Annotated in this window: 18 protein-coding genes and 1 tRNA gene; 18 read left to right on the top strand and 1 reads right to left on the bottom strand. The window is 58.0% G+C overall.

Translation table 11 applies throughout. From position 1 onward, the window contains the following. Positions 1-58: 58 nt before the first annotated feature. From AC1AX7_RS06880 to AC1AX7_RS06840, 9 genes are all read left to right on the top strand, one after another. Positions 59-1,036 carry a nucleoside hydrolase gene (locus AC1AX7_RS06880; protein WP_476509345.1) on the top strand — a complete coding sequence of 326 codons (978 nt, stop codon included), beginning with the start codon at positions 59-61 and terminating at the stop codon, positions 1,034-1,036. Positions 1,037-1,138: 102 nt separating this feature from the next. After that, entirely contained in the window at positions 1,139-1,798 is a 660-nt protein-coding gene (locus tag AC1AX7_RS06875; protein WP_476509344.1) for an HAD family hydrolase, read from the top strand. A 1-nt stretch (position 1,799) separates the two neighbouring features. Next, positions 1,800-2,969 carry an iron-containing alcohol dehydrogenase gene (locus AC1AX7_RS06870; protein WP_476509343.1) on the top strand — a complete coding sequence of 390 codons (1,170 nt, stop codon included), beginning with the start codon at positions 1,800-1,802 and terminating at the stop codon, positions 2,967-2,969. Positions 2,970-3,074: 105 nt separating this feature from the next. Next, positions 3,075-3,998 carry a nucleoside hydrolase gene (locus AC1AX7_RS06865; protein ID WP_476509342.1) on the top strand — a complete coding sequence of 308 codons (924 nt, stop codon included), beginning with the start codon at positions 3,075-3,077 and terminating at the stop codon, positions 3,996-3,998. 33 nt (positions 3,999-4,031) lie between these two features. Further along, positions 4,032-5,471 carry an MFS transporter gene (locus tag AC1AX7_RS06860; protein WP_476509341.1) on the top strand — a complete coding sequence of 480 codons (1,440 nt, stop codon included), beginning with the start codon at positions 4,032-4,034 and terminating at the stop codon, positions 5,469-5,471. 111 nt (positions 5,472-5,582) lie between these two features. Further along, the gene (locus AC1AX7_RS06855; RefSeq protein WP_476509340.1) at positions 5,583-6,620 is read left to right on the top strand and encodes a LacI family DNA-binding transcriptional regulator; all 1,038 of its coding nucleotides are present in this window, start codon (positions 5,583-5,585) and stop codon (positions 6,618-6,620) included. Between the two features lie 248 nt (positions 6,621-6,868). Then, a complete protein-coding gene (locus tag AC1AX7_RS06850; protein WP_476509339.1) occupies positions 6,869-7,819 on the top strand; it encodes a nucleoside hydrolase in 951 nt (316 codons plus the stop codon). Positions 7,820-7,954: 135 nt separating this feature from the next. Beyond that, positions 7,955-9,367: an MFS transporter gene (locus AC1AX7_RS06845; RefSeq protein WP_476509338.1), complete on the top strand. Its 1,413-nt coding sequence runs from the start codon at positions 7,955-7,957 to the stop codon at positions 9,365-9,367. Positions 9,368-9,650: 283 nt separating this feature from the next. Then, entirely contained in the window at positions 9,651-10,628 is a 978-nt protein-coding gene (locus AC1AX7_RS06840) for a ribokinase (RefSeq protein ID WP_476509337.1), read from the top strand. Positions 10,629-11,625: 997 nt separating this feature from the next. On the opposite strand, the gene AC1AX7_RS06835 is transcribed toward AC1AX7_RS06840, so the two are convergent. Next, the gene (locus AC1AX7_RS06835; protein WP_476509336.1) at positions 11,626-12,639 is read right to left on the bottom strand and encodes a ribose-phosphate diphosphokinase; all 1,014 of its coding nucleotides are present in this window, start codon (positions 12,637-12,639) and stop codon (positions 11,626-11,628) included. A gap of 426 nt (positions 12,640-13,065) precedes the next feature. On the opposite strand from AC1AX7_RS06835, the gene rpsF reads away from it, so the two are divergent. The 9 genes from rpsF (at position 13,066) to AC1AX7_RS06790 (ending at position 24,145) form a co-directional block, all read left to right on the top strand. Next, positions 13,066-13,362, top strand: a complete 297-nt coding sequence (rpsF, locus tag AC1AX7_RS06830; RefSeq protein ID WP_476509335.1) for a 30S ribosomal protein S6 — start codon at positions 13,066-13,068, stop codon at positions 13,360-13,362. Between the two features lie 138 nt (positions 13,363-13,500). Beyond that, positions 13,501-14,151 carry a single-stranded DNA-binding protein gene (gene ssb / locus AC1AX7_RS06825; protein WP_476509334.1) on the top strand — a complete coding sequence of 217 codons (651 nt, stop codon included), beginning with the start codon at positions 13,501-13,503 and terminating at the stop codon, positions 14,149-14,151. A 122-nt stretch (positions 14,152-14,273) separates the two neighbouring features. Continuing rightward, positions 14,274-14,522, top strand: a complete 249-nt coding sequence (rpsR, locus tag AC1AX7_RS06820; RefSeq protein WP_476509333.1) for a 30S ribosomal protein S18 — start codon at positions 14,274-14,276, stop codon at positions 14,520-14,522. 17 nt (positions 14,523-14,539) lie between these two features. Further along, complete coding sequence (gene rplI, locus AC1AX7_RS06815) at positions 14,540-14,986, top strand: 50S ribosomal protein L9 (RefSeq protein WP_476509332.1); 447 nt, start codon at positions 14,540-14,542, stop codon at positions 14,984-14,986. Between the two features lie 1,008 nt (positions 14,987-15,994). Next, positions 15,995-16,068, top strand: a tRNA-Lys gene (locus tag AC1AX7_RS06810). Between the two features lie 240 nt (positions 16,069-16,308). Beyond that, positions 16,309-17,346: an acyltransferase domain-containing protein gene (locus AC1AX7_RS06805; protein WP_476509331.1), complete on the top strand. Its 1,038-nt coding sequence runs from the start codon at positions 16,309-16,311 to the stop codon at positions 17,344-17,346. Between the two features lie 143 nt (positions 17,347-17,489). After that, positions 17,490-18,227, top strand: coding sequence for an MIP/aquaporin family protein (locus tag AC1AX7_RS06800; protein ID WP_476509330.1), 738 nt, complete (start codon positions 17,490-17,492; stop codon positions 18,225-18,227). A gap of 243 nt (positions 18,228-18,470) precedes the next feature. Beyond that, positions 18,471-19,586: a glutamyl-Q tRNA(Asp) synthetase gene (locus AC1AX7_RS06795; protein ID WP_476509329.1), complete on the top strand. Its 1,116-nt coding sequence runs from the start codon at positions 18,471-18,473 to the stop codon at positions 19,584-19,586. A gap of 545 nt (positions 19,587-20,131) precedes the next feature. Further along, positions 20,132-24,145 carry a SpaA isopeptide-forming pilin-related protein gene (locus AC1AX7_RS06790; RefSeq protein ID WP_476509328.1) on the top strand — a complete coding sequence of 1,338 codons (4,014 nt, stop codon included), beginning with the start codon at positions 20,132-20,134 and terminating at the stop codon, positions 24,143-24,145. The last annotated feature ends 155 nt before the right edge of the window (positions 24,146-24,300 follow it).

Below are 24,300 nucleotides of genomic sequence, written 5' to 3'. Positions count from 1 at the left end.
CTCCCCATCCGACCATTCACCAATCAAATCAACATCACTCACCAAAGGAGGTAATTGAATGAAGAAGAAAGTCATTCTGGACTGCGATCCCGGACACGATGATGCGTTCGGAATCATGCTTGCCGTGCAGCATCTCGACGTGCTGGGCATCACCACGATCGGAGGCAATTGCACGCTGGAAAACGTGACGCGCAATGCCATCAAGATTCTTGAAACATTGGGCGCGGCCGACCGTATCGGTGTGTATCCAGGCCATAGCCGTCCGATGGTGGCGCCTCTGGTCACGGCGCCGCAGTTCCATGGGGAGACGGGATTGGACGGTCCTGTGCTGCCTGAGCCGACGCACCGACCGCAAGACAAGCATGCCGTGGATTTCATCGTCGAAACCGTGATGGCGAACGACGATGTGACGATCATCGCCACAGGGCCGTTGACGAACATCGCGGAGGCGATCAATCGCGAACCGAGCATCGTCGACCGTGTCAAAGAGGTGTGCATCATGGGCGGCTCCGTTACGTTCGGCAACTGGACGCCGGCGGCGGAGTTCAATATCTACGTGGATCCGGAAGCCGCCTCGCGCGTGTTCAATTCCGGCATCCACGTAAAGATGACGGGCATCAACCTCACCCGGCAGTGCAACCTGACCGCCGAACATGTGGCGCGTTTCCGTGAGATCGGTACAAAAGCAGCCAACCTGGCCGCTGATCTGACGGATTATTTCATCGGCACTTGCGAAGAGGAATCCCAGCTGACCGGCGCCACCATGCATGACGCCTGCGCCGTTGCATGGATCGTGGAACCGGAACTCATCACCTCTGTGCCGATGCATATCGACGTGGAGCTCAACGGCACGTTGACGCGCGGCATGACTGTATGCGACTACCGCCATCTGCGTGGAGAACGTCCGGCTGCGGACCTGGAGCGTACGCCGACCATGGGCTTCCGCGGCGAAGAGCCGAATGCTGAAGCCGCATTGGAGCTTGATTTCCCGGGATTCGTCCGACTGCTCAACGACACGCTCGAACGATACGACTGAACAAGGCCGGACGAGCCGGCTGGCGGTCGGCGCGCCCGCAGCCGTGCGGCGTCGCCGTCCGCCTGGCATCCACCACCGAAGCGGCAGAAAGGACCATGAATCATGCTGGTGCTATGGGATTTCGACGGCACGTTGGCCGATACCTGCCATGACGTGTGGGCTTCGCTGGAGTATGCCGCCAATCGCTGCTCAGGTCATATACCGGAGGCTTTTCGGGCCGACGATTCGAACCTTGCGTGCAGCGTGGACGAGATATTCCGTTTCGTGGAGCCATTTCCCGGAGAACACCTCGCCCGTACGTTCGATGACTGCGTCACCATGCATTATCGGACGATCAACGCGTTCGAACATACCCGCCTCTATCCGGGCATCCTGCAGCTGATCGGCGATTTGCGGGCTCAAGGCGCTGACAATGTGATCGTCACGAACAAACCCAGGGTCGCCTTGGAACGAATTCTCGAATCAAAAGGCTGGTCCCTGCTGTTCGACGGATGGATATGCCCGGATAGCGGCGGAGAGACGCAGTGGGCCAGCAAAACCGACATGATCGCGCAGGCCTTGCGCCGCTATCGTCGTCCCGACGAGCCATGCGTATACGTCGGTGACACGTGGAGCGACGTGTCCGCCGCACGTGACAACGGTCTCGAATGCATCGCCGTGACCTATGGAGACGGTGATCGTTCCAGTCTCGTCGCGCAGCATCCTGCCCATTGCGTCGACGATGCCGCAGGCATCGCGGCCGTGTTGAAAGGAATACACTGACATGCTCAATGATTTTGCAATCACCATCGGCACGAAATTCATATTCGGGCATGATGCCGAATATAAAGTGGGCGCGGAGCTGCGTGCCTTGGGTGTGCGTCGCGTGCTGGTCCATCATGACGGCGGCGCATATCTGACGCAGTTGCTGAGCACGGTGAACGCCAGCCTCGACGAGGCCGGGATCGAACATGTCGAGCTCGGCGGCGTGCAACCTAATCCACGTCTTGCCTTGGTTCGCAAAGGCGTCGAACTGGCACGTCGCGAACACGTCGACGCAGTGCTTGCCGTCGGCGGCGGTAGCGTGATCGATTCCGCGAAGGCCATCGGCCTGGGTGCGGCCGGCGAATGCGACGTCTGGGAATATTTCACAGGCAGAGTCCCTGCGGAACGTACGCTGCCGGTGGCCGTGGTGCTGACCTGTCCCGCTTCGGGCAGTGAATCCAGTCAGGTCGCCGTGATCAACAATGAGGACGAGCATCTGAAATTGTTGGTGAGCGAACCGGTGGTGCGTCCGGCGCTCGCTTTTATGAACCCGGCGCTTTCGGCGACGGTGCCGGCGTTTCCGACGGCCTGCGGCATCGTCGACATGTTCTCGCACACGTGTGAGCGGTATTTCAGCGACGATCCGCAGATCGGAGTAATCGACCGCATGATTGAGGGCGTGTTGAAAACGCTTGTGGATGTGGGGCCTCGATCCGTACGCCACCTGGATGACTACGGCCTGCGTGCCGAAATCATGTGGATCTCGACCATCGCGCAAAACAACACGTTGGGAGTGGGGCGCAATCAGGACTGGTCCACCCACACGATCGCCAATGAGCTGAGCGCGTTGTACGACACGCCTCATGGTGCGACGCTGTCTATCATCATGGGGTCGTGGATGCGGTACAGCGCCCCGAGGAACCCTGTCCGTTTCGCCCGTTTCGCACGCGAAGTGTTCGATGTGCGTGAGGACGACGACATGAAGGCGATCGAAGCGGGCGTCGAAGCCTTGGAGTCGTTCTTCCGCTCTATGGGCATGCCGGTGAGTTTCGCCGACGCGAAATTGCCTCAGACGGATGTGGAACGCATGCTGGACGCCATTGAATTCTACGGTGATGATGCTTCCATCGGCGCCGTCGTGCGACTGAATCGTGACGACGTCCGCAGGATCTTCGAAATGGCGTTCTAGCTGTCGCGTCCAGCAGGTGTTCCTGTTCTGGACACGCTGTCATCATCATCGTCCATCGATTGCGCGAATCAATTGAAAAACATAAGAAGGAGGATTCCTTATACAATGGTAAAACCTTTAATCATTGATACCGACCCGGGTATCGACGATGCTGCGGCCATCGCCATCCTGGTGGGAGAGCGATCCCTTGACATCAGGCTGATCGCCACGGTCTCCGGCAACGTGGGCATCGGCCATACCACGAACAATGCGTTGAAGCTCATGGCTTTCCTTGGCGAACGCATACCGGTCGCCCGGGGTGCCGGGGCCCCGCTCATGCGGGACAACCGCTTCGCCACCGATGCGCACGGCGCGTCCGGTATGGGCGCCTTCGAGTTTCCCCCGGCGGACACCTCGTTGCTGACCGTGAACAATGCGGTTCTGGAAGAACGCCGTGTATTGATGGACAGCGAGGAGCCCGTCACGTTGTTGACGCTTGGCCCGCTCACCAACATTGCGATGCTGTTCGCCGCCTTCCCGGAAACCAAGGAGAAGGTCGCCGAGATCATCATGATGGGCGGCTCCACGGGGCGCGGCAACATCGGCGTATTCGGCGAATTCAACGTGTTCGTGGATCCGGAGGCGGCGAAGATGGTGTTCCGTTCCGGGGTGCCGATCACCATGGTCGGTCTCGATATCGGACGCAAGGCCCGCCTCTTGGCCGAAGACCTCGAGGCTATCGAGCAGAGTGGCGAAGTGGGCGCCATGGTCGGTTCGCTGTTCCGTTCCTATGACGGTGGTCACATCGAGGAAGGCGTCAAGATGTACGACCCCTCCGCCGCCCTCTACCTGCTCGAACCTGAACTGTTCGACGTGCGCGAAGCCCACGTCGACGTGGAAATCTCCAGCACGCTATCCATGGGCGCAACCGCCGTGGACTTCGACGGCGTACTGGACAAACCAATGAATGCCAAGGTGTGCGTCGATGTGGACGTGGAGCGTTTCCGCGCCAGCTACGTGCGTCGCGTAAGCGATGCGCGACGCAAATGACGACACCATATGGAGAACAAGAAAGGAAAAACCATGGCTGAAACCGCAGTCAAGGCGAACGGCATTCCGGTTCCGGAAGAAGGAACCGAAGAATTCGCCAGAATGAACAGGATGGCGAAGATCGCGATCCCGATCGTGCTCATCATCTTCACTTTGGGCGTGCTCCAGCAGCAGGCCTTCGGCATGATTTACGTCAACATCGGCAACGAGCTCGGCCAGTCCAACCTGGCCCCGTTGATCACATCCATTCCGGGCATCGTGCTCGGCATCGTGTGCGTCATCTATGGATCCCTCGGCGACTTCGTCTCCCTCAAGAAGATGATGATCCTTGGAACCATCGTGTTCGTGGCTGGTTCAATCCTAGGCTGTTTCGGTGACCTGAGCATCTGGATCGTCATCGCCGCCCGCACCGTGCAATCCGCGGGATGGCAGGTGTCCGGTTCCATCTTCCTCGTGCTCGTCTCCAAGTATGTGGAGAAGAAGAAGCGCGTGATCTGGTACGGCGTGTTCGTCGCGGTGTTCCGTATCGCGGCCGCGCTTGGCGTGTTCCTTGCAGGCTACATGACTTTGGTCGATTGGCGTATCCTCTTCGGTATCGGCGTCATCGCGGTGTTCTTCATCCCCGTGCTCGCCAAGAACCTGCCGGACGAGCACGCCAAGGGCGCCAAGATCGACGTCGTCGGCTTCGTGCTCATCGGCCTGCTTGCAGGCTCCCTCACCATGTTCTTCACCGATATGAACTGGATGTGGGGCACCGCCATCGCCGTCTCCCTCATCGCCTTCATCGTATACATCAACAAGGCGTCTGATCCGTTCATCACGCCCAAGATGCTCACCAATCCGGCGTTCGCGATGACCATGATCGTCATCTTCGTCGGCTACTTCTTCAGCTACACCCTGAACGCAGGATGCAACGCCATCGGCCTGGACGTCTACGGCATCGACTCCGCACAGGTGTCCAACCTGCTCGTCTGGTCCATCATCGTGGCTGCGATCATGGGCTTCGGCGCCGGCCCGATCATTCAGAAGATCGGACGTAAGGCGTCCGTCATCCTCGCGCTCTCCTGCATGGGCGGCGGCCTGATCCTCATTGCGTTCCTCATTCCGTATGGCGCGGTGTGGGCTTTGGGCTTGGCTCCCTGCATCTACTACTTCGGTACGTCGTTCTTCTACCAGCCGATCGTGGATACCGCGACGTTGACGGTGGAAGCCGAGGAGTCCGGCCGTGCACTGGGCTTCAATGACCTGATGCAGGCCGTGACGGGTTCCGTCGGCGTGGCCATCTTCGGCCAGCTGATGGCCAACGGCGCCATGAGCGGCGGTTCGCTGTTCGGTACCGAAGCCGGTCCTTCTTCCACATACGCTAACGTCTTCCTGATCGGTGGCGTCATCGTCCTGGGTGCTTTGGTGATCTTCATCGCGTCCATGAAGATGATCTACAGCCACTCTCGCGCGGCCGAGGAGGAAGCCTGATCGACCTCGCCGAAGATCGTGTAACGACGTCGGCATGACATGGCGGAAGCGTGCGTTTGGGCACGCTTCCGCTGTATTCTAAAGGGGCTTGGAAGAGTGAGGTGGAAGGCTATGGTGCATAGGACCACACTGAAGGATGTCGCGGCTGCGGCCGGCGTTTCAGTGACCGCGGTGTCGCTTGTGCTCAACGGCCGCCCGGCGCGCGTCTCCGACGAAAAGCGCAGGCTTATCGCCAAAGTCGCGGCGGATCTCAATTATGTGCCCAATCAGAATGCGCGCAGCCTGGTCACGAAGCGCTCGATGCTGATCGCGCTTATCGTGCCCGACATCGAAAACCTGTTCTTCGCGTCCCTCGCGCGCAGTCTCGAAAACTGCGCCAAGCAAGAGGGCTATTCGCTGATCGTCGCCAATTCCGACGATTCGCGCGCCACCGAACGTGAGCTGATCAAACGTTTGGCTTCGCGCGGCGTCGATGGCATGTTCCTTATCGCCGCGCGTGAATCCTATAGGGAGGAGCTGGCTTTGCGCGAGGACGTCGCCAAGGTCGCCTGTCCTGTCACATTGATCGACCGGCTGATCTCCACCGGCTGGTGCGACGGCGTCGGCTTCGACAATCTTGCCGGCGGCCGTCTCGCCGCGCAACGCCTGCTTCAGGCCGGCCACACACGCATCGGCTGCATCGCCGGCGACGCGCGCGTCGGCAACGCGAACAGGCGACGTCAGGGCTTCGTCAAAGCCCTGGAAGAGGCCGGCATCCCCTTCTCCCATGAGCTTTCCGCAATCGGCGACTACCGTTTCGGAAGCGGATACGCCGCCGCGGATTCGATCATCGACAACAACGCCACCGCCGTATTCTGCTGCAATGATTTGATGGCGGTCGGCTTCATGCAGCGCGCCCGCGAACGCGGCCTGTCCATCCCGCATGACATTTCGCTGATCGGATACGACAATATTCTTGAACGCTTCGGCATGGGCGTCGAAATCACCACGGTCGAACAGAATGTGGACGAATTGGCGGCGAACAGCTGGAAAATGCTGCTGTCGCGCATCAATATGAAGCATCTTGAAGGCCGTCCCTGGCTGAGTGGCGCCGAGACGGTTTTGCTGAAGCCGAAATTGGTCGACCGCGGCACGGTGCGGCAAATTTGACGCGTCCCTTCCGCGTCTTTCGCTGATTCGTCCTGTTTGCCGGATCATATTCCGAATCATCTTCGTATCTGACGTAAGCAATATGACACGCCCGGATTGCAGTATCTTGACGATATTGATTTAACGTTTTATCATAATCGTTGTCGTTATGATAAAACGTTAAATCAAAAATATTGCGGCGGATATCATAGAGATAGCGTCGCGCAAAGAGGCAGCGATGCGATTTCGATGAGGAAAGGCAAAATTTCATGAAAAAGATGATTCTTGATCTGGACACCGGCGTGGATGACGCGCTCGCCATCGCGTACGCGCTGGGCAGCCCCGAAGTCGAACTGATCGGCATCACCGGCACCTACGGCAACGTCCTGCTTGAACAGGGCGTGCGCAACGCACTCGCCATCACCGACCTGCTGGGCCATCCGGAAGTGAAGGTATATAGAGGAATCCCGCATCCCGGCACGGCGGAATCCTTCAATGTGCTGGAAATCTCCAAATTCATCCACGGCGACAACGGCATCGGCGACGCCGTCATCCCCGATTCCACGCGCGAAGCGGAAGGCGAATCCGCCGTCGACTTCATCATCGACGCCGCAAAGACATACGGCGACGACCTTGTATACGTGCCGACGGGCCCGATGACCAACATTGCGGCGGCGCTCGAAAAAGCCCCTGAAATCAAGGACGAAATCGGCAATATCGTGCTGATGGGCGGCGCCTTGACCGTGCACGGCAACGTGAACGCCTGGACCGAGGCGAATATCTCGCAGGATCCCGATGCCGCCGACAAGCTGTTCCGCTCCGGCGCGCCCGCCACCATGGTCGGCCTCGATGTGACGCTGCAGACGCTGCTCACCTATAAGGAAACCGCGAAATGGCGCGAACTCGGCACCGCCGCCGGCACATTCTTCGCCGACATGACCGACTTCTACATCAGGGCGTACGAGACGACCGCCCCGCACCTGGGCGGATGCGGTCTGCACGATCCGCTGGCCGTCGGCGTGGCCGTCGATCCGACGCTCGTCACCATGCTGCCGATCAACATGCAGGTCGACGTCGAAGGCGCGACCCGCGGCCGCACCATCGGTGACGTCGAACGCCTCAACGATCCCGTCAAAACCATGAACGTCGCGGTCGGCGTGGATGTGCCGCGCTTCCTCGACGAATTCATGACCCGCATCACAGGACTGTTGGCCGGCTGAAAGCGAACACCAATCCGACACAATCAATCGAACGAACCAAACCAACGAAACCAAACCAAAAATGAAATTGCCCAGATGCGCCCGTAAAACATAAGAATCGTAGGCATCGGCAGTGGAAGTCTGAAAGGACAGACCATGAGTGCAACCACCGCCAAAGTCGTCGTCGATCCGTTCGACGACCCGGAAACCAGCAGTAAGACGGCCGTAAAGGCCCTGATCCTGCTGCTCATCACATTCATTTTGGGAACCCTGTGTCTGCAGGGCTTCAACCTCGTCTTCACCCAGGTCGGCGAAGACGTCGGTGCGCCGGCGCAGGCGTCGCTGATCACCGCGTTCCCCAGCATCGTGCTCGGCATCGTCTGCTTCATCTACGGCTCGCTCGGCGACTTCGTCTCACTGAAACGACTCGTCGTCGTCGGTCTCGTCACACTATTCGTCGGCTCGATCTTCGGCTTCGTCGCCAACATGTTCTTCGGCGCCAACCTGTGGACCGTCATCATCGCCCGCGTAATGCAGACGGCAGGCGAACAGGTCGCAGGCTCCGTCTATCTGGTCATCGCGACCAAATATCTGAAGAACGAACTCAAAGTCATCTTCTTCGGCCTGTTCACCGCAGGCTACCAGCTGTCCGCCTCCATCGGCGTGTTCGCGGCAGGCATGCTCAGCTCCATCGCATGGCAGTACCTGTTCCTGATCCCGGCCGTCACCATCCTGTTCCTGCCGGCCCTGCTCAAACTGCTGCCCGGCCGTAGCGGCAACGGCGAAAAGGTCGACTGGCTCGGCTTCACCATCTTCGGCATCGCCGTCGCATTCCTCACCCTGTTCTTCTCCTACATGGCATGGTGGATGCTGGCCGTCGCGGTGGTGCTGTTCATCGTGTTCGGCGTCTACATCACCAAGGCCGAAAAGCCGTTCATCACGCCGGCCTTCTTCAAGAACACCCGCTGGATCATGGCGATCAGCCTCATCCTCGTGTTCTACTTCTGCAACTACTGCATCTCCCCGATCTTCAACGCCATCGGCGGCGGCGTATACGGCATGACCACGTCGCAGGTCTCCACCTACATCGTGTGGGCGTTCGTCGTGGCCGCCATCGTCGGCACCAGCTCCGGCGCGATCATCGGCAAGATCGGCCGCAAGGCGGGCATCATCATCGCAGGCTGTCTCATGCTGGCGGGCTTCCTCGGCGCGGCGTTCGCCGTCGACGCGGGCTTCCTCGTCCTGACCCTGTGCGCATGCCTGTTCTATGCCGGCGTCGGCCTGATGTACTCGCCGGTCGTCTCCACCGTGCTCGACACCCTGCCGCAGGATGAATCCGGCCGCGGCGTCGGCATGAACGACCTCGTCATGAACGTCACCGCCTCCATCGGCATCGCCATCTTCGGCGGCCTCATGGGCTCCCAGGCGCTCGCCGGTTCCAGCATCACCGGTGCGGTCGGTGCTTCCGCCGGCTACGCCAACCTGCTGCTCATCTGCGCCGGCGTCGTCGTGCTCGGCCTGGTGGTGTTCCTGGTGTTCAACCGCAAGATCTACGCGGATAAGAAGTAGGACGTGGAATGGAAACCAGGAATAGGACGCAAGAAGTACGGTAGCGGCATCTGTTCGGACATTCGGCCATCGTGACGATTGGATCCGGTCATGCGACGTTGATTCGGCCGTTATTTCGGCCAAACGGTCGAATAATCGGTTGAATACTGGTCGAATGTCCGAATGATGTCCGAATAATGTCCGAATGATTCGGCCGGAAACGGCTGAAAATCAGCCGAAAAGGTCGAATAATTGTCCGAATAATCGGTCGAATGTCCGAATGATTCAGAAAGGAATGTCAATCATGAACGCAGCTGAGACCCTTGCCCTGCTTGACCGCATTCACGGCACGGTCTCCGTCGTGGGATCGATGAACGCTGACTACACCGTCACCACCGAGCGCCTGCCCGGTCCGGGCGAAACCATTACCGGCGGGCCGCTGCAGGTGCTGCCCGGCGGCAAATCCGGCAACCAGGCCGCAGCTGCAGCCCGCATCGGAGCCACCGTGCACATGTTCGGCGCAGTCGGCTCCGACGCCAATGCGGAATTCCTTCTCGCCAAACTCGGCGAAGCCGGCGTGAACACGTCGCATATCCGCCGCGTGCTCGGCCCCAGCGGCACCACGGTGATTACGGTCGACGCGGCCGGCGAAAACACCATCGTCTACTCGCCGGGATCCAACGCGCAAGTCACCGTCGAATACATCGAATCGATGCGCGACGTGCTGACGGCATCCTCCGTGCTCGGCCTGTGCCTGGAAAGCCCGATCGAAACGGTGACCGCATGCGCTCGCCTCTGCCATGACGCCGGCGTCAAAGTATTGCTGAACAATTCGCCGTTCACGCCGGTACTGCCGCGCGAACTGGTGGAAGCGTCCGACGTGCTGCTGGTCAACGAGCATGAAATGGCGCAATTGCTGGGCATCGCAGAGCCCGAAGATGATGATTGGGATTCGTTCGACTGGCATTTCGCGCTTGACAAGATGCGTGAATTCGGATTCGAACAGGCGGTCGTCACTTTGGGCGGCGACGGATCGATGGTGTTGGACGGCACTGCTGCCGATCCGATCCAACGCGTGCGACCTGTCCGCGTCAACGCCGTCGACACCACCGGCTGCGGCGATTCCTTCATGGGAACCGTGCTGGCCGGCCTCGCCTCCGGAATGACGTTATGCGAATCCGCGCAACTGGCATCGTATGTCTCCGCATACGCCGCCACCGGCTACGGCGCACAGGCCTCCTACGGCACCGCCGCCCAAATCCGCGAAGCCTTCACCAAATAGTGGAGACGCGTAAGGATGCTGTGTGGATCGCAGCATCGCAATCAGCGCCCCTTGCTGGGCGCATGTCCTTAACGCATGCGCCCAGTAAGGGGCATTATTGTATTTGCGCCAGGTCGCATCGCCCTATTGCGTCTGTATTTTCTCGTGCATATGCAGGCGTCGCGCGCACATTATGCATGCGGCACACGCACAATGTGCGAGTGGCATATACACATTGTGTGGGTGGCATATACACAATGCGGGAGGGGTATGCGCAATGTGGAGGCGCATAGCACAATGGGCGAGTAGCACATACGTGATGTGTGGGCATCACACGCACAATGTGTGGGTATCACATACACAATGTGCGGGTGGCACCTGCACATTGTGCGTTGACAGCCTGTATGGCGCACAATGTGTGTGTGAATCGCGCACATTGTGTATGTGGATGGGGCACATTGTGCATGTGGAAGGCTTCTTGCGCACAATGTGTGGGTGACGCCTACACATTGTGCGTATGCCACCTACACATTGTGTGGGTAGTACTTACACATTGTGCGTTGGCGGCCTGTGTGACGCACAATGTGTATCTGTTTCGCGCACATTGTGCGTTGATTCGGGGCACATTGTGCGTGTGGGAAGCTTATTAGGCACAATGTGTGGGTGGCACTTGCACAATGTGTGGGTGGCACTTGCACAATGTGCGTATGCCACCTGCACATTGTGCGCTGTTTTGGGGCACATTGTGCAGGTGGGGCATATCTTGATTGGAAGGGCTGCACGAGGGGCGCACAAAGGCTGCGCACGTTGTATCAGAATCGCGTGCAGAGCGTGCAGATGTGCACAAAACATGCAAGATTGTCCGCGGAACATACGGAATCGCCCTCATCCCGATGAAGAATGAGGGCGATTCCGTATTGCAGACAAGCCGATGGTGCGCGCGTTGATGATCCGCAGGTCACGCGCAGCGCACCACGCACGCTGCAGGTCACTCGCAGCGCATCATCAACGCTGCGGATCACGCATAAATATTGCGCGGGCGCATGTCCTCCGGCAGGCCGTTCAACAGCGTGGACACGGATCCGGATTCGAAGACGGATCGGATGCCGGCGGCCAGGAGAGGCGCTGCGGAAAGCACGGTCATATTCGGCAGTCGCTTCTCCTCCGGTACCGGCACGGTGTCCATCAGCACGATTTCCTTCGCGCCGCAGTTCTTCAGGCGTTCGACGGCCGGACCGGAAAGCAGGCCGTGCGTGGCGACCAGCGTCACCGATTTCGCGCCGGCGTCGGTCAGTGTGCGAACGGCCTCGCAGATCGTGCCGGCGGTGTCGATCATATCGTCGACGACCACGCAGTCGCGGTCCTTCACCTCGCCGATGATGCCGTGCGCTTCGGCATGGTTCGGACGCGTGATGTCGCGGCTCTTATGGATGAATGCGAGCGGCAGGCCGCCCAGCTTTGCGGCCCACTGTTCGGAAACCTTGATGCGGCCGGCATCGGGGGAGACGACGGTCGTGTTTTCCAGCGGCAGACGGCCGCGCACATAGTCCAGCAGCACCGGCATCGCGGTCAGATGGTCGACTGGTCCGTTGAAGAAGCCTTGCTCCTGCGCGGCATGCAGGTCGACGGTCATGATGCGGTTGGCGCCGGCGGTGCGGAACAGGTCGAAGATCAGACGGGCGGTGATCGGCTCGCGGCCCTGATGCTTCTTGTCCTGGCGCGAGTAGCCCATGAACGGGGCGACCACGGTGATGGAACGCGCGGAGGCGCGTTTCAGCGCATCGACCATGATGAGCTGTTCCATCAGCCACTTGTTGATCGGCTGCGTATGCGCCTGCATCACGAACACGTCGGCGCCGCGCACCGGTTCGGTGAAGCGGATGTACATCTCGCCGTTCGCGAAATCATATGCGGTCGTCTCCAGCACGGAAGTGCCTAGGTATTTGGCCGTTTCTTCGGCCTGTTCCGGGTATGCGCGGCCGGTGACCAATGCCAGGCGTTTATCTGGGGTGCCTTCGAGAATCGCAGACATACGATGCCTTCCCAAGTTGAATATCACGTGAAAAATAGCCGTATTCCAATATAACAATGTCTCTGTATTAGGCACGCGGAAAAACGGTATGGTGATTTTTCGGAAAACGCTTGTGGACGGGTCTCAATGCAGTCCTTTCCGCATTCCCCGCTTTCGCATTGTGATTTTGGATGCTTTTCCGCGGGAATCGCATTGCGGGTTCCCCGAAAATTTTATGCGCGCTGTTCATGTCCTGTTGGCATATCGTGCTTCATCAATCGCGCACATATCGATGCATAAATCGCGCAAGGCCTGGCCGCGATGCCGTCCAGCCTTCAAGCTATCCTGACAAGGTTGCCTGCAGCGCATATGCGCAATCAGCAGGCAGTACGCATACACACTCCTGCCACGGAAGGTCCGTGGCCGATAGTCCGAAGGAGGTGGGTGATGTCTGCGCATAAGTACGAACTGATGTTCATTGCCGATCCTGAGCTGGATGAGCGCGGTCTGAAGAAGCTGACCGAGCAGTATCTGGAGATCGTCACCAAGGAAGGCGGTGCCGTCGAAAACATCGACATCTGGGGCCGTCGCAAGCTCGCCTATGAGATCGCCGGAAAGACCGAAGGCAACTACGTTGTCGTCAACTATTCCGCCGAACCGGCCACGAGCGACGAACTCGACCGTGTTCTGAACCTCAACGAATCCGTGATCCGTACGAAGATCCTTCGTAAGGACGCCAAGTAAATCGTTATTCGAAAACGCTCATTCAACGCTTGGAAAGCTGCGGGCCCAAAAGCCGACAGGCCGGACAGCCGAAAGCTTCAAGCGAATAAACTGGTAAGCGTCACGAATTCAGCGTCACGAAGATAAGAAGGTAGCGTCATGGCAGTGCCAACAGTCACCATCATCGGCAACCTCGGAACCGATCCCGAGCTCCGCACTTCCGCCAATGGCAACGCGTATGTTCGCGTGTTCATCATTGCTTCGTCTCGTCAGCGCAATCGCCAGACCGGCGAATGGGAAGACGGCGACCATATGGCGATTGGTGGCGTTGCTTTCGGCGACCTCGCCCAGCACATCAGCCAAAGCCTTGCAAAAGGTATGCGCGTGATCGTGCAGGGCCGCATGCGCGAAGGCCGTCCGATGCCGAATCAGCCGGACGCGCGTGGCGCAATGGAATTGTTGATTGACGATATGGGCCCGGCCCTGAGCAACGCCACCGCACAGGTGACCAAGGTCACCGGCTCCGGTTTCGCAGGCGGCTCCCGCAACGGAGGATTCTCCGGCGGAGCAGGCGCTGGCGGCTTCGGCGGAAACAACGGTTTCGGCGGCAACGGCGGATATTCCGGCGGCGCCGCATACTCCGGAGGGGCTGGCTACATGGGCGGCGCATCCGCCGGCTCTGCAGCCCCGGCCGCGCCCGCAGGCCAAGGCGTCGATCCGTGGAGCTCCTCTGCCGACTCCGCAGGATCGAGCTTCGGCAGCTTCGGCTCCTCCGATTTCGGAGGCGGCTCCGAAGAACCGGAATTCTAAGCCTTCCGCGTCGAAGATTCCGATCGCAAAGCCTTCAATCGCAAACATTCCGGCATTCCAGCATGCCGATCGAATGAGCGTTACAGCAACGAACAATCAGTTTTTATAAGGAGAACATCAAGATGTCACGCAAGAGGCCGCAACCGCCGGTCAAGCCGTTTAAGAAGAAGCCGAATCCGCTGAAGACCGCCAAGGTCACCGAGATCGATTACAAGGACGTCGCCCTGCTGCGCAAGTTCATCTCCGATCGCGGCAAGATCCGTTCCCGTCGTATCACCGGCGTGTCCGTGCAGGAACAGCGCCAAATCTCGAAGGCAATCAAGAACGCCCGCGAGATGGCTCTGCTGCCGTACGCCACTTCCGGCCGCTGATCGAGGAGGATATCGAAATGGCTGATACCAAGGTTATTCTCACCAAGACCGTCGCGAACTTGGGCCACCCGGGCGACGTCGTCACCGTCAAGCGCGGCTATGCCCGCAACTTCCTGATCCCGCAGGGCATGGCCTTCGCGTGGACCAAGGGCGCTGCCGCTCAGATCGAAGCCATGCGTCGCGCTCGCCTGGCCAAGGCCGTCGCCACCCGTGAGGATGCCGTCGCCGCCAAGGGCGCCATCGAAGGCTCCGTCGTGGAAATCGCCGCCAAGGTCTCCGAGTCCGGCAAGCTGTTCGGCGGCATCTCCGCCGACGCCATCGCTTCCGCTCTGGCCTCCAAGGCTGCTGTGGATCCGAAGGCCATCTCCGTCGAGGCCATCAAGACCACCGGCGAATTCCCGGCAACCGTCGCTCTGCATCCGGAAATCACCGCTTCCTTCACTGTGAAGGTCGTCGCTGAGTAAGACCGGCCCCAGACCTGACCTCAGACCTCGCGTCTGAACTGCGTCTGATTTCAGGCTGAAACACGTCTGAGCTTAAGCACATACGCTCCCCGCTTCCGTTTTGGAGGCGGGGAGTTTTTTGTTCGTTCGGGCGGGGTGGGGTGTTTTTGTTTGGTGTGGGGCTTTTTGCTTTTTGGGACGCCGCTCATTTGCGTTCCCCTGTCCTCTTTTGCCTGTCGTCTGCCGCCCGTTTGCGTTTTTTGTTCTACTTGTCCGGCTCCATGCGACCATTTGTGTGGTGTCGGACGGATGGATGTTGCGGAAGTGGTCGCTGAGGCTGGTGTTTTCCGACCATTTGTGCGATATTGAACGGTCGGGTATTGCGGAAGTGGTCGCTGAGAGGCCGTTTCCCGACTATTTGTGTGGTGTCGGACGGATGGATGTTGCGGAAGTGGTCGCTGAGGCTGGTGTTTTCCGACCATTTGCGCGATATTGAACGGTCGGGTATTGCGGAAGTGGTCGCTGAGAGGCCGTTTTCCGACCGTTTGCGTGGTGTGGCCTTGTCGGAAGTTGCGTTTTTGGTCGCTTTTAGGGAGGCGGAACGGGAAAGAGATGCGGGAGGATGGGTGATGAAGGGGCGGTGTGTGTGGGCGGGTGAAAGGATGCTTGTTGGGTTGGCTGGATGTGTATTTGGGTCGGTCGGGTGCGCGTCTGGGTTGGCTGGATGTGTGATTGGATTGATCGGGACTGCCCTCGGCTGGTTGAATCGTGTGGCGAATTGCGGGAAGAAAAATGGGAGTGATTGGTGCGCGGGAGGGGAAGGCCGATGTCAGGGGGCTGCTGTGACACGCCGAAGATAATAATTTTTGTGGGCGATTTAGTTCCGGATGCGTAAGAGCAAGTAAAAATGCGATTTTGAAAACCATTGGAAATAAAGGCGACACGCCGTGACTTGCGTTCGTCTTGATTCTGAGTATATTTATCTCCTGTTCGCCGGGCAGGTTGCCGCGGAGAGAACGGATAACCAACGCCCCTTTAGCTCAGTTGGTTAGAGCAGCTGACTCTTAATCAGCGTGTCCAGGGTTCGAGTCCCTGAGGGGGCACTTCCAAGAAAACCTCGGCTTCGGCCGAGGTTTTTTCATATTCCGAGCCCTCCGTCATAGGTCAAATGGGCGTAAGCAACAAAACGGGGGTATGGGATTACGGGCCATATGTGTTTGGCTACAGTCGCGGCTTCGTCATCTGGCATGTAAAAACGCCGCACCGCATGATTCAAGCAGCATGATGCGCTTTCGGATATATTTGTCCCAACCGAAACCAATGTCCGAAGGAGGACCGCAATCATGATGACCGCTTGCGATGGTGCGGAGGATCCGATATTCACTGCAGACGCGGACGCACGGCAGACTCGTCCTGCCTCGGGGCATGATCAGACGGCCATCGTCGGCATGATTGCCGGGTTGGTATGCCCGGAAACCGCGGAAGACACCATGCGGCGCATCAAAACGATGCTGAAGGACCTGCCGGGCGGCGATTCCGACGGCAGCCGCATGCTGATGGTCATCCAGCAGGCATTGCCGTTGGCATACGAACGGTATCGCCGGATTGGAATCCCTGCAGAGGTGTTCGTGGCGACGATGGGCTGTCTTCCTCGATTCTGCCATGAACATTACGTCAGTTACGGAACGTTCGGATTCGATCGGGAATGGTGGGTGTGGCGTCAACTGAGCCTGCAGCTGTTCCGTCTTGGAGAATTGGAATTCGAGCTGATCTCCACGCCGGAACGGATGGTCCTGCCGTCGTCGCGCCGCTGCGACCCCGATCGTCGGAAAGGGGTGGAATGTGAGACGGTCAAGAACGATTGGGGCGACCCGGAAAGCCAAGCATCCCGGCTCATCCCGGAATACCACAGGGGACGGGAGCACCAGGGCGGGATCGCCGTCCCAGATGGCATCGCCGCTCCAAGTGAAATCGCCGTCTCGCGTGAAATCGCCATCCACATCCCTTCGGACGCCAGTCTGACAAGAGAGGAATGTCTGCGCTCGCTCGCGTTGTGCCGCGATTTTCTGACGAATTTTTTCCCGGCATTCACGCCGAACGCGTCATCCCAGCCGGCGTTCGTCTGCGAATCATGGCTGCTCAGCCCCGCCCTGCGCGCATTATTGCCGCAGGAATCAAACATTCGTCGTTTCCAGGACATGTTCGACATCGTCGACGTGCACGAGGAGGCGGAGGACTGGCGTGAATGGGTGTTCCAGCGTGATCCGTCGCCCGTCGCCGAACTGCCGGAACGCACATCGTTGCAGCGTGCCGTAAAGCATCATCTGATGAATGGCGGAAGAATCGGCGTTGGCATAGGCCGTCTGAAGGCGATGCCGTAATCCCGCAGCCTCAAGCCCATTCCGTCGGCTGCGCGCAGCCGTTTTGTGATGTTCCTACTGGCGTTCTCTTCAACACTCCGACGGCAGGGGTGTCGCTACAATCGAAATCACATCCCCAGAGAAGAAATCACGAAGGATTTTCAGTGGAATACTCACTTTTTGCCAAGCTGGCCGCGGAATTCGTCGGCACCGCCGTGCTGATGGTGTTCGGTAACGGCGCTGTGGCCAATGTTGAATTGAAGAATACGAAAGGCCATCATTCCGGTTGGCTGACCATCGCCATGGGCTATGGTTTCGGCGTGATGTTCCCCGTGCTGATGTTCGGCGGCATTTCCGGTGCCCACATCAATCCGGCGATGACGCTGGCACAGGCCATCAACGGCATGTTCGACTGGGCTTTGGTCGCCCCGTACATCATCGCCCAGCTGCTGGGCGCCGTGGTCGGCCAGCTGATCGTGTTCGCCGCATACTACCCGCACTATAAGGCCACTGAGGATGCCGACGCGATTTTCGGCACATTCAGCACGTCCGACGCATACGGCTCCCGCGTGAACTACTTCATCAACGAATTCTTCGGCACTTTGATGCTGGTCCTGTGCGCCCTGTGCTGCCTGACCCTGCCGTGGGGCGAGGCGAATCCTGCGGCCGCATCCATCGTGGTCGGCTTCATCGTGTGGGGCCTGGTCACGTCGCTGGGCGGCCCGACCGGTCCTGGCCTGAATCCTGCCCGCGATCTGATGCCGCGTCTGCTGCACCAGCTGCTGCCGATCCCGTCGAAGGGCTCCTCTCGCTGGAACGAAGCGTGGATTCCGGTCGTCGCCCCGATCTGCGGCGCGATCGTCGGCGCATGGCTGTACAACATCCTGTTCGTCGTCGCCTGATTCGATACGCGTCCTTTCGATAAAGCCGAACGAAGCTGAAAAGCTGAGCAAGGCTGAACGAATCCAAACAAACGGCCCGCGGCATCCCGCCCGGGCCGTTTTCCATGCCAAGATCCCGACATTCAATCCCGACATTCAATTCGACGTCCCAGATTCAATCCCGCTGGCCAATCCCGCCGTCCCCAACCGTAAGCGCCGCGCAAACATCACGATTTGAGCGGCCGATATGTTTTAATGCGCTATATGCACGCGTTTGAAGAATCCTCGCATCCGGATACCGCGCCTTCCGTCGTCGGCCGTTTCGCGCCCTCCCCGACGGGGCGCATGCATATCGGCAATGTGTACGCGGCGCTCGCCGCCTGGCTGGGCGCCCGTGCGCGAGGCGGCCGCATTCTGCTGCGCATTGAGGATATCGACGGCCCGCGCGTGGTGAAGGACGCGGACCGTTGGATCATGGACGACCTGCATTGGCTGGGCCTTGACTGGGATGGCGAGCCCGTATACCAGTCAAGGCGTTTGGACTTGTATGAGGCGGCGTTGCGGCATCTGATCGACAAGGATGCGGCGTATCCTTGTTTTTGCTCGCGTGCTGATATTCGTGCCGCGTCCGCCCCGAACGAGGGCGATGGCTTTCTGATTTACCCGGGCACATGCCGCAGCCTTTCTGCGCAGGAGCGTCAGGCTCGTGTTTCGGCCGGGGCCCGTCATTCGTGGCGTGTTCGTGTGCCCGGGGATGCGGCGGACCCGCGTGACGTGGTGTGTTTTGATGATGCGGTGTTCGGCGCGCAGTCGTTCAGTCTGTCCCGCCAACTGGGGGATGTGGTGGTGTGCCGTTCGGATGGCCTGTTCGCCTATCAGCTTGCGGTAACGGTGGATGATTTGATGATGGGCGTGACGCAGATCGTGCGCGGCCGGGATCTGCTGCGTTCGACGGCGATCCAGTTGTGGATCCGTGGTTTGCTGACTGATTCGGTGACTTCGGTTGGAATGATGCAGCCGTCTGGAATGGCGGTGCCGGCTGAAAAGGCGTTGCCGTCTGGAATGATGTCGGAGACTGGTGCGGCGTCGTTGTCGGGTGCCGTGTCGCCGTTGGACGGCCCGACACCGCTTGAATTCATCCATCTTCCGTTGGTTGATGCGCGGGATGGTCGCCGTATGGCGAAGCGTTTGAATTCAGTGGACATGGGCCGGATGCGGGATGAGGGCGTTTCGCCGGAGGAAATCGTCGGCTATTGCGCGTGGCTGCTTGGCGTGATTGACGAGCCGACGCCATGCCTTCCGTCTGATCTGCTGCCGGTGATGGATTGGGGCCGCGTGTCGGCGGATGGCGTGCAGGACCGGGTGGCGACGCGATATTGATTGCGGAGTGCGGATTGTGGATTGCGGCCATGTTAGGGCTGTAATGCTTGAAACTGTAACGTTTTCAGGCAAGTCCCAACGCTGTCGGCAATACCTTCGCCGTTAATCTTTTCCCGGCTTATGCGTTTCTTGTAGCGGTTTCATGATTTTCCGCTCGATTTCCTGAAACTTAAGCATCTTGCGTGACCTGTCGTCGGGCTTCATTGCGGCCGTGTCGAGATGATTCTCTGAACGCAGACATGCCGGTGTCCCGGCCTGCATTGGGCTGTTGCGTGGTGTTTCTGGCAGGCTGCGCAATCCGCCATGGCCTTTCCTGTCGGGCTCGTATGCCGCGTCCGATTTTCCTTCCGTGCCATGGTGTTGCGAGGTTCGCTAAAACCCGCCATTCCCCGCTTTTCCGGGGGGGGGTATCGGGGGTTGATGCTTTTTTCATTGCCGTCAACAATGGGGTGTTGACATTACTGTGTGCGGCGTAAGCCGCATGTGGGATTGCTTTCTGCATTCGGAATCAATCCGAACGGCAAGGATGCGGGAATGGGGAACTCATGCGCAATATGCATCGGACGACTGACGAGGATGTAGCTCTCAGGAGCACAAGTCGCCTGCATCGCCATGGACTGTTGGGATGCCTGGTGGCACTGCTGGCGTGCGTAGGAATGGTCTGCCCCATGCTCGCCGTGCCTACCGAAGCTGAGGCTGAGGTTTCCGATCATACCGTGCCGGGGGTCACGCCACTGGGCACTGAAGTCGACCTGTTCGATTATTGGCTATCAAGTCAGGATGAGAAGGATAACAAGACGGTCGCAGACTATACGAGGCAGGGCATAGACTATAAAACTCTTGGTATCAATGATGGACATTTCCTGCTTTTCGCTAACGGCATGGGCAGTGAAAGATGCGCAAATGCTGATTGCATCGCGACATCGAATAACTCCAATATGTGGACAGAAAGTGCCCAACCTCGTACGGGCATTGTGGAAGATAGATTGGGAGCTGACGGTTACCCGTCGCTGAATTCTGACAATACCGGTAGCAATGAGTCGTTAGCCTATTTGTTTGATACTCAAACCGAGTCTCAGGGCAAGGAGTCATTCCCTGATGTTTCAAATCTGCTGCGGGTAGATGAGGCCGGGTATTACTCATATTCCAGTCGTGATAATTTTGCGGAAATCAATACAAGAGACGAAGGAAAATCTTCGTTTATTTTGTATGATGCTCCTGGCGTGCAATCTGGTGGTGCCAGTAACGAGAACGGTCAGTTTTTCCCGTTCAATACTGGTGATCAGGTCTTTTCTGAACAGGGGAATGTGCTGGTCCCCAACAGTCAGGTTACGTCAACTTATAAGGCAATCAACCATTATTTTGGTTTGAAGATGAGCACGCGTTTCGTGCAGCAGTATGGCGGCCATACCGATAGCAATCAGAACACTGAAGTCACCTACAACTTCTCCGGCGACGATGATGTGTGGGTATTCATCGATAACAAGCTGGTCGGCGACCTGGGCGGCATTCACAATGCGTCATCGTTGCAGATCAACTTCCGTACCGGTGAAGTGATTGTGTACCAGGATAATAATGGGGATAATGAATACGATCCGCTGTCTGACCGGCGCTATCGGGCCACAACGCTGAAAAACCTGTTTAACCTGCAGGACGATACGTTCGCCGATAACACCTATCACACGTTGGACTTCTTCTATTTGGAACGCGGCAACGTCGATTCCAACATGAGCCTGCGCTACAACCTTGTGTATGTGCCGGAAAGCGGCATCACCAAGGTCGATCAGGACGGAAAACCAGTAGTTGGCGCCATGTATCAGCTTTCGGCGGCTGATGGTGATTATCAGCCGTTGACAGACTCTAACGCATATACGGTTCGAGGTACGACGGACGCGAGAGGCCGCATCGTGTTCACGGATGATAAGGATGAGCCTCTTTCACTCGCTGATTTGAGACTGAAGAGCGAGTATTACGTTTTGAAGGAAACATCGGTGCCTGCCGGGTATCGAACCGGTCCTGAAACGCATCTTCGTTTTTCCGATGTGGGCAATAGTGGGAATGATGGCCCGAGCCTGCTGCTGTCATCTAACCCGTGGGAGTCCGGAAGTTACGCGCAGGCGCATTCGTTGCAGACTGCGCCGGATCTCATCCAGCTGCCGAACGGAAAGAGCGTGAACCCTGCACCAGTTGCGGCAGGCGGACAGGGCGGCACGCTGTTTGTGGTCGTAATGCAACGCCAAACGGACGGCAACGGTAATCTTATGCCTTTGAACAATGCCGATTCTTGGCTTCCGATTTTCGGCGATCCGTTGGATGGATGGACCAAAGCCGGGTCCAATTCCATTGAGTCGGTAATTGAGACAGCCCAGAAGACGAAGAACAATGTCTTCACGCTCGGTTCCGGCGGTGCCATGCAGATGAATCTGGAGAATTTGCCGGGTGACGTCATGTCGTACTATTGGGTGGCGCAAGAGAACGACAAAAATCTCGACGAAACCGTGCGCTACACCGTCGGTGTTTTCTACACGGATGCGGACACTTTGGAGCAGGCGAATGCTCAGAATACCTGGTATGTGGAATCCAATGGGCAGAATCCAGGTGATGACGATTATTTCAGTCGCGTGTTCTCCACGACGGTATACACGGCGAATATCAATAACCGTTTGCTTGTGCAGAAGCAGTCGCCGGAAGGCACGCCGATTAACGGTGCTAAATTCGCCTTGTATGAGGCAGATTCAAATTCTGTGAATGATTCAAGCTATGAAACAGATGGTACCGTCACCATTAACAATGGTGCGACTCCGTATCAGACAGCGACCACCGGAGATTTGAGCAGCGTGTTGCCGGATGTGACGGCTGGTGCAGCCGTATTCACTGATTTGGACGTGCCGATGGAAGGGCAGGCCACCTATTATTTGGTCGAATCCACAGCGCCGAACGGATATGAGAAAAACGTGAAGGCAACCAAGATCATTGTGGATAACACTGGTGCCGCCAGCGCCGTATACGCGGATGCAGGAAAGGATAATGACGGCATTCGTGTCGAGCGAGGCGTGGGCAAACTGGTGCACAGCCTGCGGCAGTTCGCGACGGATGATTCCGTGGACTCGACGTTGCATAACCTCACCGCGCAGTTGCAGACATCGGAAACAGCTCCGAATGGTAGTACGCAGTGGACGACCGCTCCCGGCGATGCGACGCACCTGCAATACGCGGGTGCCCGAAACGAATGGTGGTACAGTGAACAGGCTGACGGTAGTTCTCAGCATCGTGTGACGTTCGGTACCGATAGCGGTTGGTCCCGTCTGCTTGTGAAACAGTGCGATCAGCATAAGGTAAACGGTTATCTGCAGGATATACCTAGTAACATGGATATCGCCGGACTGTTCTCCGGCACCGTATTCGTGCAGGTGACTGATACTCCGATCGGTTCGCTGCAGGTCAACAAACAGCTGAATAACGGTGGCACGTTGCCGGGGAACGCTTCGAATCAGGATTTCACTTTCCAGACTGTGCTGACAGGCGACAACGGTCTTGCTGGACAAACGGTTACGGCCACTGTGTATGACGCTACGAATAATGAAAAAACAGGTGTGACCGTTCAGAGCACATTTGCTGTAGTGGAGGATAAGAAGGCTGCGACCGCAAACCTGTCCATTACGATGAAAGCCGACCAGTATTTCGTAATCGAAGGATTGTCTGCTGGCTACATCGTAGGGAACAACGTTGACCTTCCCGCTTGCAATGAGACCGATAATATCTGCGGCGTCACCTACGCGGTGTCCGAAGATTCGGAGTCGGCAAAGGGATATACTCCAAGCTTCACGGTAAACGGTGAAGTTGCCACCGCTGAGAACGGCCAGGTCACAGGAATGATCACTCCGGATACGAATCCTGGCACAGTCGGATCACAAGTCGGTGCTCCAGGATGGGCGCCCGGCCAAAGCGTGGTCGTGACGAATACGTATGCGCAGGAGACGACTGCTTCCTTCAATATTGTGAAGAATCTTGATGGACGTGATTGGGCGGATGGCGATTCCTTCCAGTTCACGGTCACGCCGGATGATGATACAGCGAATTCGATCGGCACCGACGTCATGCTTCCAGACGAGAGTGACGGCATTGCAATCGATTCGGAGAGCAATGTCATAACGGTGACTGTCGATAATAAAGACAAGTTCAACGGATCTCAATCTCAGCGTTCAAAGGCATTGCCTGATTTCACCTTCAAACAAGCCGGCACATATGTTTTCAAGGTGAAAGAGTCTGTTCCTAAGGACACAGGTTCTCTGCAGTATGACGCAAGAACATACACCGTCACGTTCACGGTATCGCCAAATGCTGAAGGCGCACTGACGGCAAAAGTTACATGCGCGCCTGATAGTGGTGTCGCCACGAGAGCGGCAGGCGCCGCCACATTCACCAACAAGTATGTTGGCGTGTCTTCGCTGCCATTAACCGGTGGCGATGCGACGGCTCGTAACTGGATTCTGTCCGGCGGCGGTCTGCTGCTGTTGGCCGGTGCCGGTTGGCTTCTGGCACGGAGGCGTGTCATGTAGGCGATCGGATGCGTGTGATGGGTCGCGGTAAGCGGCGATTCATCACACGGAAACAGGATTTCCCGCCCATTATCACCGTTCCGATGGGTTTGGGAGAAAGCACTAGGAGCGGTGACGACAAATAATTTCTCAATTTTGCCACTTAAGGAAGAGAG

The organism is Bifidobacterium sp. LH_449 (assembly GCF_056356755.1).
The sequence above is the reverse complement of the archived record's forward strand: the minus strand, read 5'-3'. Positions and strand labels throughout refer to the sequence as shown.

What these genes read in the sequence shown, in the direction of transcription:
- AC1AX7_RS06880 (WP_476509345.1), top strand. Translation starts at nt 59, where the DNA reads ATGAAGAAGAAAGTCATTCTGGACTGCGATCCCGGACACGATGATGCG.
- AC1AX7_RS06875 (WP_476509344.1), top strand. Translation starts at nt 1,139, where the DNA reads ATGCTGGTGCTATGGGATTTCGACGGCACGTTGGCCGATACCTGCCAT.
- AC1AX7_RS06870 (WP_476509343.1), top strand. Translation starts at nt 1,800, where the DNA reads ATGCTCAATGATTTTGCAATCACCATCGGCACGAAATTCATATTCGGG.
- AC1AX7_RS06865 (WP_476509342.1), top strand. Translation starts at nt 3,075, where the DNA reads ATGGTAAAACCTTTAATCATTGATACCGACCCGGGTATCGACGATGCT.
- AC1AX7_RS06860 (WP_476509341.1), top strand. Translation starts at nt 4,032, where the DNA reads ATGGCTGAAACCGCAGTCAAGGCGAACGGCATTCCGGTTCCGGAAGAA.
- AC1AX7_RS06855 (WP_476509340.1), top strand. Translation starts at nt 5,583, where the DNA reads ATGGTGCATAGGACCACACTGAAGGATGTCGCGGCTGCGGCCGGCGTT.
- AC1AX7_RS06850 (WP_476509339.1), top strand. Translation starts at nt 6,869, where the DNA reads ATGAAAAAGATGATTCTTGATCTGGACACCGGCGTGGATGACGCGCTC.
- AC1AX7_RS06845 (WP_476509338.1), top strand. Translation starts at nt 7,955, where the DNA reads ATGAGTGCAACCACCGCCAAAGTCGTCGTCGATCCGTTCGACGACCCG.
- AC1AX7_RS06840 (WP_476509337.1), top strand. Translation starts at nt 9,651, where the DNA reads ATGAACGCAGCTGAGACCCTTGCCCTGCTTGACCGCATTCACGGCACG.
- AC1AX7_RS06835 (WP_476509336.1), bottom strand. Translation starts at nt 12,639, where the DNA reads ATGTCTGCGATTCTCGAAGGCACCCCAGATAAACGCCTGGCATTGGTC.
- rpsF (WP_476509335.1), top strand. Translation starts at nt 13,066, where the DNA reads ATGTCTGCGCATAAGTACGAACTGATGTTCATTGCCGATCCTGAGCTG.
- ssb (WP_476509334.1), top strand. Translation starts at nt 13,501, where the DNA reads ATGGCAGTGCCAACAGTCACCATCATCGGCAACCTCGGAACCGATCCC.
- rpsR (WP_476509333.1), top strand. Translation starts at nt 14,274, where the DNA reads ATGTCACGCAAGAGGCCGCAACCGCCGGTCAAGCCGTTTAAGAAGAAG.
- rplI (WP_476509332.1), top strand. Translation starts at nt 14,540, where the DNA reads ATGGCTGATACCAAGGTTATTCTCACCAAGACCGTCGCGAACTTGGGC.
- AC1AX7_RS06805 (WP_476509331.1), top strand. Translation starts at nt 16,309, where the DNA reads ATGATGACCGCTTGCGATGGTGCGGAGGATCCGATATTCACTGCAGAC.
- AC1AX7_RS06795 (WP_476509329.1), top strand. Translation starts at nt 18,471, where the DNA reads ATGCACGCGTTTGAAGAATCCTCGCATCCGGATACCGCGCCTTCCGTC.
- AC1AX7_RS06790 (WP_476509328.1), top strand. Translation starts at nt 20,132, where the DNA reads ATGCGCAATATGCATCGGACGACTGACGAGGATGTAGCTCTCAGGAGC.